At 72.1% G+C, this 13,004-nt stretch carries 13 protein-coding genes and 1 riboswitch; of the genes, 10 read left to right on the top strand and 3 right to left on the bottom strand.

Annotated elements, in window-relative coordinates:
• Positions 1-3: 3 nt before the first annotated feature.
• The 8 genes from hpt (at position 4) to IEZ06_RS15940 (ending at position 6,231) form a co-directional block, all read left to right on the top strand.
• The gene (gene hpt, locus IEZ06_RS15905; protein WP_068902488.1) at positions 4-561 is read left to right on the top strand and encodes a hypoxanthine phosphoribosyltransferase; all 558 of its coding nucleotides are present in this window, start codon (positions 4-6) and stop codon (positions 559-561) included.
• 290 nt (positions 562-851) lie between these two features.
• Positions 852-2,846, top strand: coding sequence for an ATP-dependent zinc metalloprotease FtsH (ftsH, locus tag IEZ06_RS15910; RefSeq protein ID WP_189237471.1), 1,995 nt, complete (start codon positions 852-854; stop codon positions 2,844-2,846).
• A gap of 2 nt (positions 2,847-2,848) precedes the next feature.
• The gene (gene folE / locus IEZ06_RS15915) at positions 2,849-3,433 is read left to right on the top strand and encodes a GTP cyclohydrolase I FolE (RefSeq protein WP_444544039.1); all 585 of its coding nucleotides are present in this window, start codon (positions 2,849-2,851) and stop codon (positions 3,431-3,433) included.
• Between the two features lie 201 nt (positions 3,434-3,634).
• On the top strand, positions 3,635-4,435 hold the full coding sequence (folP, locus tag IEZ06_RS15920; protein ID WP_189237574.1) for a dihydropteroate synthase: 801 nt from the start codon (positions 3,635-3,637) through the stop codon (positions 4,433-4,435).
• Positions 4,432-4,875 (top strand): nuclear transport factor 2 family protein, encoded by a 444-nt coding sequence (locus IEZ06_RS15925; protein ID WP_068902496.1) that lies wholly within the window; start codon positions 4,432-4,434, stop codon positions 4,873-4,875. The genes folP and IEZ06_RS15925 overlap by 4 nt, the downstream gene beginning before the upstream one ends.
• A 38-nt stretch (positions 4,876-4,913) precedes the next feature.
• A complete protein-coding gene (gene folB / locus IEZ06_RS15930) occupies positions 4,914-5,279 on the top strand; it encodes a dihydroneopterin aldolase (protein WP_189237575.1) in 366 nt (121 codons plus the stop codon).
• Entirely contained in the window at positions 5,276-5,773 is a 498-nt protein-coding gene (gene folK / locus IEZ06_RS15935; protein ID WP_189237472.1) for a 2-amino-4-hydroxy-6-hydroxymethyldihydropteridine diphosphokinase, read from the top strand. The genes folB and folK overlap by 4 nt, the downstream gene beginning before the upstream one ends.
• Entirely contained in the window at positions 5,770-6,231 is a 462-nt protein-coding gene (locus IEZ06_RS15940; protein ID WP_189237473.1) for a DUF3180 domain-containing protein, read from the top strand. Before folK ends, IEZ06_RS15940 begins: the two co-directional genes overlap by 4 nt.
• Before the next feature lie 25 nt (positions 6,232-6,256).
• Here the strand turns inward: IEZ06_RS15940 and IEZ06_RS15945 are convergent, their stop codons facing one another.
• Entirely contained in the window at positions 6,257-7,426 is a 1,170-nt protein-coding gene (locus IEZ06_RS15945) for an NADH-quinone oxidoreductase subunit D (protein ID WP_189237474.1), read from the bottom strand.
• A gap of 18 nt (positions 7,427-7,444) precedes the next feature.
• Entirely contained in the window at positions 7,445-8,803 is a 1,359-nt protein-coding gene (locus IEZ06_RS15950; protein WP_229798240.1) for an aminotransferase class V-fold PLP-dependent enzyme, read from the bottom strand.
• Between the two features lie 242 nt (positions 8,804-9,045).
• A riboswitch (SAM riboswitch) is annotated at positions 9,046-9,161 on the bottom strand.
• Positions 9,162-9,358: 197 nt separating this feature from the next.
• Between IEZ06_RS15950 and IEZ06_RS15955 the strand changes: the two genes are divergently transcribed.
• Together IEZ06_RS15955 and IEZ06_RS15960 are read left to right on the top strand one after the other, a co-directional pair.
• The gene (locus IEZ06_RS15955; protein WP_189237475.1) at positions 9,359-10,132 is read left to right on the top strand and encodes a TerC family protein; all 774 of its coding nucleotides are present in this window, start codon (positions 9,359-9,361) and stop codon (positions 10,130-10,132) included.
• A 19-nt stretch (positions 10,133-10,151) separates the two neighbouring features.
• The gene (locus IEZ06_RS15960) at positions 10,152-11,351 is read left to right on the top strand and encodes a cytochrome P450 (RefSeq protein WP_189237476.1); all 1,200 of its coding nucleotides are present in this window, start codon (positions 10,152-10,154) and stop codon (positions 11,349-11,351) included.
• Positions 11,352-11,583: 232 nt separating this feature from the next.
• Here IEZ06_RS15960 and IEZ06_RS15965 read toward each other — a convergent pair whose 3' ends face one another.
• On the bottom strand, positions 11,584-12,549 hold the full coding sequence (locus tag IEZ06_RS15965; protein WP_189237477.1) for an SAM-dependent methyltransferase: 966 nt from the start codon (positions 12,547-12,549) through the stop codon (positions 11,584-11,586).
• Positions 12,550-13,004: the final 455 nt, after the last annotated feature.

Below are 13,004 nucleotides of genomic sequence, written 5' to 3' on the forward strand. Positions count from 1 at the left end.
CAGGTGGACGCAGCCGACATGGGCAAGGACCTCTCGAAGGTCCTCATCCCCGAGGACGAGCTCCAAGCCAAGATCAAGGAGCTCGCGGCCCGGATCGACGAGGACTACGAGGGCAGGGACCTGCTGATCGTGGGCGTGCTCAAGGGCGCGGTCATGGCGATGGCCGACCTGGCCAGGGCGCTGCACGTGCCGGTGCAGATGGACTGGATGGCCGTGTCGTCCTACGGCGCGGGCACGAAGTCGTCGGGCGTGGTCCGCGTCCTGAAGGACCTGGACACCGACATCGCGGGCCGCCACGTGCTGGTCGTCGAGGACATCATCGACTCCGGGCTGACCCTGTCGTGGCTGATGCAGAACCTCAAGTCGCGCAACCCGGCCTCCGTCGAGATCTGCACGGTGCTGCGCAAGCCCGATGCGATCAAGGTGCCGATTGACGTCCGTTATGTCGGTTTTGATATCCCGAACGAGTTCGTGATCGGCTATGGCCTGGACTATGCGGAGAAATATCGCAATCTACCCTTTATTGGGACTCTTGCGCCGCACGTCTACGGAGCAAGCTGAAAATACGCCGTGGGCGAAGCGCGCTAGCACGAAATCGGCTGGAAAGCCACATTGTTCGGAGCTTCGGGGAACACGGACCCGCCTGACGTACGTTGGTAAGGCAGAGCCGGTGTCGTGCGGGCGGTTACCCCGCGCGCCGCGCCGGTGTACCTTCGGACGACCGAGAGGTGGCTTCACGCCGTCTCTGGGTAGTCAGGGGGAGCGGTTAGGGATACCGCGAACCCCGGGTTCCGCCCGGGGTTGCCAGGCCTTGGTCAGGAAGGGACGGGCCCGCCGGGGTTCCGCATCGGATGGATCTCAAGCGATTTACACGTGGGCCACTGCTGTGGATCCTGGGCATCGTCGTGCTGCTCGTGCTCGTCAGCACGATGTGGAGCGGTGACGGCAACTACACGAAGGCCGACACCTCCCTGCTGATGGAGCAGATCCAGGCGGGGAACGTCAAGAGCGCCCGAGTCGTCGACAAGGAGCAGCGAGCGGAGCTGACGCTCGTCAATCCGGTGCGGGTCGCGGGCAAGGAGACGAACCGCATCCAGTCGCCCTGGGTCGACGGCCAGGGGACTCAGATCATGAACCTCCTGGCGGAGAAGAAGAGCGCCGGCAGCGTCAAGGAGGGTTACACCGCCGACGTGCCGCAGGAGAACTTCCTGCTCGGCCTGCTGGTGAGCTTCCTGCCGATCGTCTTCATCGTGCTGCTCTTCCTGTTCATCATGAACCAGATGCAGGGCGGCGGCTCGCGGGTGATGAACTTCGGCAAGTCGAAGGCCAAACTCATCACCAAGGACACCCCCAAGACCACCTTCGCCGACGTCGCGGGCGCCGACGAGGCCATCGAGGAGCTCCAGGAGATCAAGGAGTTCCTGCAGGCCCCGGCCAAGTTCCAGGCGATCGGCGCGAAGATCCCCAAGGGCGTCCTGCTGTACGGCCCGCCCGGAACCGGCAAGACCCTGCTCGCCAGGGCCGTCGCCGGCGAGGCCGGCGTGCCGTTCTACTCGATCTCCGGCTCGGACTTCGTCGAGATGTTCGTCGGCGTCGGCGCCTCCCGCGTCCGCGACCTGTTCGAGCAGGCCAAGGCGAACGCCCCGGCGATCATCTTCATCGACGAGATCGACGCGGTGGGCCGCCACCGCGGCGCCGGTCTCGGCGGCGGTCACGACGAGCGCGAGCAGACGCTGAACCAGCTCCTCGTCGAGATGGACGGCTTCGACGTCAAGGGCGGCGTGATCCTCATCGCCGCGACCAACCGGCCCGACATCCTCGACCCGGCGCTGCTGCGTCCGGGCCGCTTCGACCGCCAGGTCACCGTGGACCGCCCCGACCTGGAGGGCCGCAAGGGCATCCTCAAGGTCCACGGCCGCGGCAAGCCGTTCGCCGAGGGCGTCGACCTCGACATCATCGCCCGCCGGACGCCCGGGTTCACCGGCGCCGACCTGGCGAACGTGATCAACGAGGCCGCGCTGCTCACCGCGCGCGCCGACCAGAAGCTGATCACGATGGAGCTCCTGGAGGAGTCCATCGACCGCGTGATGGCGGGCCCGGAGCGCAAGACCCGCGTCATGTCGGACCAGGAGAAGAAGATCATCGCGTACCACGAGGGCGGTCACGCCCTGGTCGCGCACGCGCTGCCCAACTCCGACCCGGTCCACAAGATCACGATCCTGTCCCGCGGCCGCGCCCTCGGTTACACGATGACGCTGCCGATGGAGGACAAGTTCCTCGCGACCCGCTCGGAGATGATGGACCAGCTCGCGATGCTGCTGGGCGGCCGGACCGCGGAGGAACTCGTCTTCCACGAGCCCACCACGGGCGCCTCCAACGACATCGAGAAGGCCACCTCCATCGCCCGCCGCATGGTCACCGAGTACGGCATGAGCGAGCAGCTCGGCGCCCGCAAGTTCGGCACCGGCAACGGCGAGGTCTTCCTCGGCCGCGAGATGGGCCACGAGCGCGACTACTCCGAGAAGATCGCCTCCACGATCGACGAGGAGGTGCGCAGGCTGATCGAGTCCGCGCACGACCAGGCCTGGGAGATCCTCGTCGAATACCGCGACGTGCTCGACAACCTGGTGCTGGAGCTGATGGAGAAGGAGACCCTCTCCCGCGAGATGGTCCTCCAGATCTTCGCCCCGGTCGTGGTCAAGGAGCACCGCCCGTCCTACTCCGGGTACGGCAAGCGGCTGCCCTCCAACCGCCCGCCGATCCTGACCCCGAAGGAGCAGTCCGGCAACGGCGCGCTCCCCGCGGGCGCCGGCCACCCGGACACCGCGGCCAGGGACGGGAACTGAACGTGGAGCCCCCCCTGCCCCTCCAGGTCGACCACGCCCGGATCGAGAGGGCCGTCCGCGAGATCCTGATCGCGATCGGCGAGGATCCGGACCGCGACGGCCTGCTGGAGACCCCGGCCCGGGTGGCCCGCGCCTACGCGGAGCAGTTCGCCGGGCTGGGCCAGACCCCGGAGGACGTGCTGACCAAGGTCTTCGACGTCGACCACGACGAGATGATCCTGGTGCGCGACATCGAGGTCTACTCCACCTGCGAGCACCACCTGGTCCCGTTCCACGGCGTCGCCCACGTGGGCTACATCCCGAACGACAAGGGCCAGGTGACCGGCCTGTCCAAGCTCGCCCGCCTCGTCGACGTCTACGCCCGGCGCCCCCAGGTGCAGGAGCGGATGACCTCGCAGATCGCCGACGCGCTCATGCGCGTGCTGGAGCCCCGCGGGGTCATCGTGGTGATCGAGTGCGAGCACCTCTGCATGACCATGCGGGGCGTGCGCAAGCCCGGCGCCAAGACCACCACCTCGGCGGTCCGGGGGAGCTTCCGCGACAGCGAGAAGACCCGGGCCGAGGCGATGGCCCTGATCCTCCGCTGATCGGGTGGGTCTGCTGATTCGTTATCGGAGAGGTGGACCCACGCCCCGGCCGGGTGCGCGCGAGCACCTAGGCTTGGCCGCATGACCACACCGCACGGGACAGCACCACCGGACCCGCGGGAAGGCGGCGGTCACCGGCCCCCCGGCGGCGCGCGGCGCCGTGTCCTCCCGGGCCTGCCGGACGAGGGCCGCTGCCTGGTGATGGGCGTGGTCAACGTGACCCCCGACTCCTTCTCCGACGGCGGCCGCTGGTTCGACCGGTCGGCCGCCGTCCGGCACGGCCTGGAGCTCGTCGAGCAGGGCGCCGACATCGTGGACGTGGGCGGTGAGTCCACCCGTCCCGGGGCGGCGCGGGTGTCGCTGGAGGAGGAGCTGGCGCGGGTCGAGCCGGTCATCCGGGAGCTGAGCCGCCAGGGCGTCGCGGTCAGCGTCGACACCATGCGGGCGGAGGTCGCCAGGGCCGCCGTGGACGCGGGCGCGAGGCTGGTCAACGACGTCAGCGGAGGCCTGGCCGACCCCGAGATGCCGAGGGTCGTGGCGGCCTCCGGCGTGGCCTACGTGGTCATGCACTGGCGGGGCCACAGCCACACGATGCAGAGCCGGGCCGTCTACGACGACGTGGTGACCGAGGTCTGCGACGAGCTCGCCAAGCGGGTGGCCTCCGTACTGGCCGAGGGGGTCGCGGAGGAGCAGATCGTCCTGGACCCGGGGCTGGGCTTCTCCAAGAACCCGGAGCACAACTGGGCGCTGGTCGCCGCGACGGAGCGGCTCGCCGGTCTGGGCCGCCCGCTGCTGATCGGGGCCTCGCGCAAGCGCTTCCTGGGCCGCCTGCTGGCCGGGCCGGACGGCGCCCCGCGCCCCTTCGGGGACAGCGACGCCGCCACGCTGGCCGTCACCGCCCTCGCCGCGCGGGCGGGAGCATGGTGTGTGCGGGTGCACGACGTACGCCCGAACGCGGACGCCGTCCGCGTGGTCGCAGCAGTCGAGGGAGCGAGAGCATGAGCGTCGACACCGCCGCCATCGAGGCGGTCAACCAGGCGTTCTACACCGCGATCGAGAACGCCGACCTGGACCGGATGACCGAGATCTGGGCCGAGGAGACCGGCGCCGAGCAGGTGGGCTGCGTGCACCCGGGCTGGCCGATCGTGACCGGCCGGGCCGAGGTGCTGCGCTCCTGGGCGCTCATCATGGCCAACACCCCCTACATCCAGTTCGTGCTGACGGACGTGAACGTCATGGTCCACGGCGACGTCGCCGTGCTCACCTGCGAGGAGAACATCCTCACCGCGGGCGACGAAGGTGATTCCAGCTTCGCCGCGGGCAAGGTGGTGGCGAGCAACACCTTCGTCAAGACGCCGGAGGGGTGGCGGCTCTGGCTGCACCACGGTTCACCGGTGCTGCAGACCGAAGACGACGAGGACGGAGAAGAGGGCGTGTCGTGACCGGAGCCGCAGACGGGGCCGTAGACGGGGCCGGGGCCGTGACCGGGGACCGGATCAGCGTGCGGGGCCTGCGGGCCCGGGGGCGGCACGGGGTGCTGCCGGCGGAGCGGGAGCTCGGTCAGGAGTTCGTCCTCGACGTCACCCTCTTCCTGGACACCTCGCCCGCCGCGGCGGCGGACGACCTCACCAAGACCGTGCACTACGGCGAGCTCGCCGAGGATCTGGTGAAGGTCGTGGAGGGCGAGCCCGTCGACCTGATCGAGACCCTCGCCCAGCGGCTGGCCGACGTGTGCCTGGCCCGCGAACGGGTCACCGCGGCGGAGGTGAGCGTGCACAAGCCCGCCGCCCCCATCCCGCTCCCGTTCGACGACGTGGTCGTGACGATCACCCGGAGCCGGGCATGAGGGCCGTGCTGGCGCTCGGCGGCAACCTCGGCGACCGGCTCGCCACGCTGCAGGGCGGGCTCGACGCGCTCGCCGCCGTGCCGGGCCTCGACCTCGTCGCCGTCTCCCCGGTCTACGAGACCGACCCGGTCGGCGGTCCCGAGCAGGGCCCCTACCTCAACGCCGTCGCGGTCGCCGAGACCTCGCTCACGCCCCGGGAGCTCCTCGCCCGCACGCAGGAGACGGAGCACGCCTTCGGCCGGGTGCGGACCGAGCGGTGGGGCGCACGCACCCTGGACGTCGACCTGATCAGCGTGGGCGAGGTCGTCTCCGGCGACCCCGAGCTCACCCTCCCCCACCCCCGCGCGCACGAGCGCGCGTTCGTGCTGGTCCCGTGGCTGCAGGCCGACCCCGACGCGACGCTCGGCGGCACGCCGGTCGCCGAGCTGCTGGCCGGTCTCGACAAGACCGGGGTACGGCTCCGCGCCGACCTGACCCTGCGGGGGCCCGCATGACGCCGAGCCGTCCCGGCGTGCTCGCCGGGCTGACCGTCGTCTTCGCGATCCTCACCTGGGCGGTGCTCCAGCGGGTCTACCAGTTCATCCCGGCCGTGCCCTGGACGGCGATCCCGACGGTCCTGCTGCTCGCGCTCGGCGAGGCCCACACCGGCTGGATGACCAGGGCCAGGATCCGCCGCAAGCCGGGCACCAAGCCGGTCGAGCCGCTGGCCGTGGCCCGCCTCGTCGCCCTCGCCAAGGCCTCGGCGTACGGCGGCGCCGTCTTCGCGGGCGTCTTCGCCGGGTTCGCGTTCTACGCGGCCGGCCTGCTCGACCAGGACACGCCGCGCCGCGACTTCTTCATCGCGGGCGGCTCGTTCCTCGGCTGCGTGGCGCTGGTCTGCGCCGCGCTCTACCTGGAGCACTGCTGCCGGGTGCCGGAGGACCCCGACGCCGCCCCCGACCGCCGGGGATGAGCGGGGTGCGCCGGATGCCCGGCGGCTACTTGTCGACGTCTCCGACCACGAAGAACATCGAGCCGAGGATCGCCACCATGTCGGCCACCAGGTGACCGGGGAGCATCTCGCGCAGCACCTGGACGTTGTTGAAGGAGGCCGAGCGGAGCTTCAGCCGCCACGGGGTCTTCTCACCGCGTGAGACCAGGTAGTAGCCGTTGATGCCGAGCGGGTTCTCCGTCCAGGCGTAGGTGTGGCCCTCGGGCACCTTGAGCACCTTGGGCAGGCGCTGGTTGACCGGACCGGGGGGCAGCTCGCGGAGCCGCTCCAGGCAGGCGTCGGCCAGGTCCAGGGAGACCTTCACCTGCTCCAGCAGCACCTCGAACCGGGCGTGGCAGTCGCCGGCCGAGCGGGTGACGACCTTCACCGGCAGCTCGCCGTAGGCCAGGTAGGGGTCGTCGCGCCGCAGGTCGACGTCCACCCCGGAGGCGCGGGCGATCGGGCCGCTCACGCCGTACTGCATGATCTGCTCCCGGGTGAGCACGCCGACGCCGCGCGTGCGGGCGGTGAAGATCTCGTTCCCCACGACCAGGTCCTCGATGTCGGGCAGCCGCCGCCGCACGTCCTCGACCGCCCCGGAGGCGCGGCCGAGCCAGCCCTCCGGGATCTCCTCCTTCAGCCCGCCCACCCGGTTGAACATGTAGTGCATGCGCCCGCCGGAGATCTCCTCCATCACGGCCTGGAGCGTCTCGCGCTCGCGGAACGCGTAGAAGACCGGGGTGATCGCGCCGAGCTCCAGCGGGTAGGAGCCGAGGAACATCAGGTGGCTGAGGACCCGGTTGAGCTCGGCCATCAGGGTCCTGGCCCAGACGGCCCTGACCGGGACCTCCATGCCCAGCATGCGCTCCACGGCCAGGACCACGCCCAGCTCGTTGGCGAAGGCGGAGAGCCAGTCGTGCCGGTTGGCCAGCATGATGATCTGCCGGTAGTCCCTGACCTCGAAGAGCTTCTCCGCACCGCGGTGCATGTAGCCCACGATCGGCTCGGCCGCGCTGATCCGCTCGCCGTCCAGCGTGAGCCGCAGGCGCAGCACCCCGTGCGTGGACGGGTGCTGCGGGCCGATGTTGAGGACCATGTCCTCGGTCGCGAGCTCCTTGCCGCCGGAGCCGCCGACTCCGGCGGCTCCGGCCCCGATTCCCACGACCCGTTCCGTCATAGGGGCCATGCTGCCACGTCAGCCGCGGGAGACAAGCTCCCGGAGGGCTCCGACGAGGCGGTCGACGTGCTCGGCGGTGGTGCCGATGCCGATCGAGGCGCGCACCGCCGAGGCCGTGGTGTCCTCGCAGCCGCCGTCCTTGACGCCGCCCAGCAGGTGCCGGACGAACGGGTGGGCGCAGAACTTCCCGTCCCGCACGCCGATGCCGTACTCGTTGGAGAGGGCCTCGGCGACCTCGCGGGCGGTGCGGCCGTCCACCACGAAGGAGACGATGCCGACCCGGGGGTGGTCCGGGCCCCACAGGGAGAGTTCGTGCACACCCTCGATCCCGGCGAGCCCCGCGCGCAGGCGGGCGAGCAGCCGCTCCTCCTCGCGCACCAGCGCGGTCCAGCCGGTCGCGGTGAGGGCGTCGCAGGCGGCGGCCAGGGCGACGGCGCCCAGCACGTTCGGGGTGCCCGCCTCGTGCCGGGCCTCGGGGTCGTCGTGCCACTCGATCTCCGCCGTGCCCGCACCCGTCCCCGCCGTGCCCGTCTCCGCCTTACCCGTGGCCGTGCCCGCCGTGCCCGCACCCGTCCCCGCCGTGTTCGCGGTCGCCGTGCCCGTGGTCGCTGCACCCGCCGTGCCCGTGGTGCCCGCGCCGCCGTGCACGGCCCGCACCGCCCCGCCGCCCCGCAGGTACGGCGGGGCCGCCGCGAGCCAGTCGGGGCGGCCGACGAGCACGCCCGTGCCGAAGGGCGCGTAGAGCTTGTGGCCGGAGAAGACCACGTAGTCCAGGTCGAGCGCGGTCAGGTTGAGCGGGCGGTGCGGGACGAGCTGGGCGGCGTCGACGAGGATGCGGGCGCCGTGACGGTGGGCGATGTGCGCCAGGGCGGCGATCGGCCAGAGCTCACCGGTGACGTTGGAGGCGGCGGTAACCACGAGCAGCTTCGGGCCGTCGATCCCGGCCAGGGCGTCGTCGGCCGCGCGGACGGCCTCGCCGGGGAAGGCGGGGGGCGCGAGCCGTACGGCGTCGGCCCAGGGCAGCAGCGAGGCGTGGTGCTCGGTGTCGAAGACCACGACGGTGGTCCCCTCGGGCAGGGCGCGGGCCAGCAGGTTGGTGGCGTCCGTGGTGTTGCGGGTGAAGACCACCGCGTCGCCGGGGCGGGCACCGGCGAAGGCGCGGACCGTGTGCCGGGCCTGCTCGTAGCGGGCCGTGGTGAGCTGGGAGGCGTAGCCGGCGCCCCGGTGGACGCTGGAGTAGGCCGGGAGCGCGGCGGCGACCGCGGCGCTCACCGGCTCCAGACACGGCGCGCTGGCGGCGTAGTCGAGGTTGGCGTAGGGGACCAGCCTGCCGCCCCGGACGGGGACCTCCAGGTCGGCGCCGAGCACCGCGGGGATCGGCCGTCCTCCCGGAGCGGCCGGGGCGGCCTGCCCGGGGAGCGGGTCCGCCGAGGCCGCGGCCGGGGCGGCGGCGGCCCGGGCGGCGGGCACGGGACCGGCTCCGGCGGGGGCTCCGGTGCCGGCGGGGGCGTGGGCTCCGGTGCTGCCGGGGGCGGGGGTGAAGATTCCGAGGACGGACACGCCAGGACTCCTTCGAGGTCATCGGACCCCAAGCCCCTTCGGGTGGCGTTGGTGCGTGGAGCCCGCGCTTGCCCGGCACACCTCGCGCCGGACCAGGTCCTCACCCGGGGCACCCCGCCGCGGACGCGAGGGTTGCCGGCCAGCGAGCCGGGGCTTGTCACTGGCACTCATGACCTACAGGCGAACTATAACCATCACCGGGCGCGGTTCCGCAAGTCGGCCGTTCCACCGGCCGTTCCACCGGCCGGTCGCTCCGCGACCCGCCGGGCGGTGGGATCGTCCCGGCGATCGTGGGCAGGAACTACCGGCGTCCGCCGATCGTCTACGCGGCGTGACCCCACGGAACGGCACGACCCCACGAAGGAGACGGCGATGGACTGGGTGACCGACCCGCAGATCTGGATAGGGTTCCTCACCCTCGTCGGCCTGGAGATCGTCCTGGGCATCGACAACATCATCTTCATCTCGATCCTGGCGGGCAAGCTCCCGCCCGAGCAGCGGGACCGGGCCCGCAAGCTGGGCCTGCTCGCCGCGCTGCTCAGCCGCCTGGCGCTGCTGCTGGCGCTGTCGTGGGTCATCCGGCTCACCGAGCCGCTCTTCGAGGTCCTCGGACAGGAGATCTCGGGCCGCGACCTGATCCTGATCCTGGGCGGCCTGTTCCTGATCGGCAAGAGCGTCTTCGAGGTCCACGACAACCTGGAGGGCAAGTCCGGCCACGCCGGAGGCAGGGTGGCCGCCTCCTTCGGCGCGGTGATCTTCCAGATCATGATCCTGGACATCGTCTTCTCGCTCGACTCGGTGATCACCGCGGTCGGCATGGTGGACGAGATCGGCGTGATGGTCGCGGCCGTCGTCGTCTCGGTCCTGGTGATGCTGTTCGCCTCCGGGCCGATCAGCCGCTTCGTGGACAAGCACCCGAGCATCAAGATGCTCGCCCTGTCGTTCCTGATACTGATCGGCGTCGTGCTCCTGGCCGAGGGCTTCGAGCAGCACATCCCCAAGGGCTACGTCTACTTCGCGATGGCCTTCTCGCTGCTGGTGGAACTGCTCAACATCCGCGTGCGGAGCAAGGCGGGGGCCGAGGAGCCGGTCGAGCTGCACCACCGCTACGAAGAGGGCGAGACGGACCGGCCCACCGGGGCCTGACCGGGATTACGATGCCCATGTGAAGTTTGATCCCTGGAGTCCGGAATTCGTCGCCCACCCGTACGACGTCTACGCCGAGCTGCGGCGGGAGCGGCCGGTCGGTTTCTTCGAACCGACCGGCCAGTGGCTGGTCGCCCGGCACGCCGACGTCAACGCGCTGCTCCGCGACCGCAGGCTCGGCAGGTCCTACCTGCACGTGGCCGCCCACGCGGAGTTCGGCAGGCCCGACGACCCCGGTTTCCAGGACCCGTTCTGGCGGGTGATCCGGGCCGGGATGCTCGACGTCGAGCCGCCGGTGCACACGCGGCTGCGGCGGCTGGTGTCCAAGGCGTTCACCCCGCGCATGGTCGAGGCCCTGCGCCCCAAGGTCGCCGAGCTCGCCACCGGGCTCGTCGACCGGTTCGCCGAGAGCGGCGGGGGCGACCTCATCGCCGAGGTGGCCGAGCCGCTCCCGGTGACCGTGATCGCCGAGATGCTCGGCGTGCCCGAGGCCGACCGGCACCTGCTCCGGCCCTGGTCCGCCGACATCTGCGGCATGTACGAGCTCAACCCCTCGGTCGAGGCCCAGCACACCGCCGTGCGCGCCGCCTCGGAGTTCTCCGACTACCTCGTGGGGCTGGCCCGCCACCGGCGGGAGCACCCCGGCGACGACCTGATCAGCGCGCTGGCGCAGGTCGCCGACGAGGGCGACGCGCTCACCGAGGAGGAACTGGTCGGCACCTGCGTCCTGCTGCTCAACGCCGGACACGAGGCGACGGTCAACGTCACCGGCAACGGCTGGTGGTCCCTCTTCCGCAACCCCTCCGAGCTGGAGCGCCTCCGCGCCGACCACGGCCTGCTGCCGACCGCGATCGAGGAGCTGATGCGGTGGGACACCCCGCTGCAGATGTTCGAGCGCTGGGTGCTGGAGGACGTCACGGTCGGCGGGGTGGACATCCCGCGCGGCAGCGAGGTGGCCCTGCTGTTCGGCTCGGCCAACCGCGACCCCGAGGTGTTCGACGACCCCGACCGCCTGGACGTGGGCCGGGCGGACAACCCGCACATCTCCTTCGGTGCCGGCATCCACTTCTGCCTGGGCGCGCCGCTGGCCCGGATCGAGCTCGCCGAGTCGTTCGGCGCCCTGCTGCGCAGGGCCCCGGCGATGGAGCTCGCCGCCGAGCCCGCCTGGGGTCCCGGCTACGTCATCCGCGGCCTGGAGTCCCTCCAGGTCCGCATCTGAACTCGGGCCGCGGCTGAACGGCGTCCGCATCCGGGACGCATCCGAAGCCGGGTCCCGGCTGAACGGCGTCCGCATCCGGGACGCGTCCGAAGCCGGGTCCCGGCTGAACGGCGTCCGCATCCGGGACGCGTCCGAAGCCGTGTCCGGGGCGCGCACGGCCGCGGACCCCGGTTCCGCGGGTCCGGTCCGGCCGTGAGGCGGCGGCCGGACGGGTCGGACGGCGGCCGGGCGCTCAGCGGCGCTCCTGGACGAGCCAGCCGAAGCCGCCCAGCCCGCCAGGGTCGAGCAGCTCCGCCTCCTCCGAGGCCCGCACCAGGGCGCGGAGATAGCCGTGCGGATCGGTGCGGGCGCGGTCGGCCGGGGGCCGGGTCCCGGTGAGTCCGAGGGCGCGCAGGGCCTCGCGCTGCGTGGTCAGCGCCGCGGTGGTGGCCCCGGCCCGCTCCCCGGCGGCCGCGCAGGCGTCCAGGGCGACGTGCGCGGTGATGTCGCAGGATCCGTCGGGCACGGGCGGGACGGCCGCTCCGTCGCGGTAACCCGCCAGCGTGCCGTACGGCGGGCGGCCGCCCGAGGCGTGCGCGTAGTCGACGGCGATCGCACGTCCCTGCGCCAGCCGTGCGACGACCCGCGCCCAGGCGTCGTCGCGGGGCGCGCCGATCTCCGCCCGCTCGCCCGCCGCCCGCATCGGCCACCAGCGGTCCAGCCAGGCCAGGTCGGCCGCCGCGGGCCGGTCGCCGAGCCGCTCCTCGCCGGTCGCGGGATCGACCAGCACCAGCCGCGGCCCGTCCGGGGTCTGCTCGGCGACGTCCACCGGCACGTTGTCCAGCCACTCGTTGGCGATCGCCAGCCCGCGGATCCGGTCCGGCGGGACGGGCGACCAGACGATCTCCCCGGGCAGGCCGGGCGGCCGGGGGGCCAGGTCCACCGCGGTCGGCCGGAGCCTGGCCCGCAGGTCCGCCGGGGCCAGCGCCGCGACCCGCGCGGCCAGGGTGCCCTCGCCGGCGCCGAGGTCCACCAGATCGACCTCGGGCGGGCGCCCGAGCGCGTCGTCCACCGCCAGGAGCTCGCGCAGCACGGCCTCGGCGAACACGGCGGAGGCCCCGACCGAGGTCCGGAAATGCCGGGAGGGGCTCTCGCGCAGGTAGAAGCCGTTCTCGCCGTAGAGCGCCCGCTCGGTCGCGACACGCCAGCTGAGCCACATGATCGGAGACGTTACCCGGCTCCCCGGGGGATTCGCATGGGACGGAGATGACACGCCGGGTGAACGGGTTACCGCTCCCTGTAATCACTTTGCGTTAACGTTGCTCAAGTCGGTGGCAGTCGGTGCCCGGCCCGCTCCCCCAGCGGGCGCGGTCCCGGCGCCCTCCGGCAGCGCTGATCACTCGTGTCGGCATCATCGGGCGCCGGGCCCTGGGGAACGGCCCGGCGCCCGCCACCGTCTCCGGGCGGGGCCCTGCCGCCGTGGCCCCGGATCAGGTCCGACGGTTCCTGACGTTCCGTGAGACCGCGGTCTCCTGACACCGCAGCCTCCCGACAGGCGCCGTGATGCCACCGCCGGGGTTCGGCTCGTTACCGAAGGTCCGCAAAAGCCTCGGCCTTCAGGACTCCCTTGCTCAGTTTGGCGCGACTTTGCGGAAGCAGCTGATGTCCTGCATC

Source organism: Planomonospora antibiotica (assembly GCF_014647955.1).
Taxonomy (GTDB): Bacteria; Actinomycetota; Actinomycetes; order Streptosporangiales; family Streptosporangiaceae; genus Planomonospora; species Planomonospora parontospora.

Excerpts from the sequence above, each read along its gene's own strand:
- ftsH (WP_189237471.1), top strand. The coding sequence starts at position 852 with ATGGATCTCAAGCGATTTACACGTGGGCCACTGCTGTGGATCCTGGGC.
- IEZ06_RS15955 (WP_189237475.1), top strand. The coding sequence starts at position 9,359 with ATGGACTGGGTGACCGACCCGCAGATCTGGATAGGGTTCCTCACCCTC.
- IEZ06_RS15925 (WP_068902496.1), top strand. The coding sequence starts at position 4,432 with ATGAGCGTCGACACCGCCGCCATCGAGGCGGTCAACCAGGCGTTCTAC.
- IEZ06_RS15945 (WP_189237474.1), bottom strand. The coding sequence starts at position 7,426 with ATGACGGAACGGGTCGTGGGAATCGGGGCCGGAGCCGCCGGAGTCGGC.
- folP (WP_189237574.1), top strand. The coding sequence starts at position 3,635 with ATGGGCGTGGTCAACGTGACCCCCGACTCCTTCTCCGACGGCGGCCGC.
- IEZ06_RS15940 (WP_189237473.1), top strand. The coding sequence starts at position 5,770 with ATGACGCCGAGCCGTCCCGGCGTGCTCGCCGGGCTGACCGTCGTCTTC.
- IEZ06_RS15965 (WP_189237477.1), bottom strand. The coding sequence starts at position 12,549 with ATGTGGCTCAGCTGGCGTGTCGCGACCGAGCGGGCGCTCTACGGCGAG.
- folK (WP_189237472.1), top strand. The coding sequence starts at position 5,276 with ATGAGGGCCGTGCTGGCGCTCGGCGGCAACCTCGGCGACCGGCTCGCC.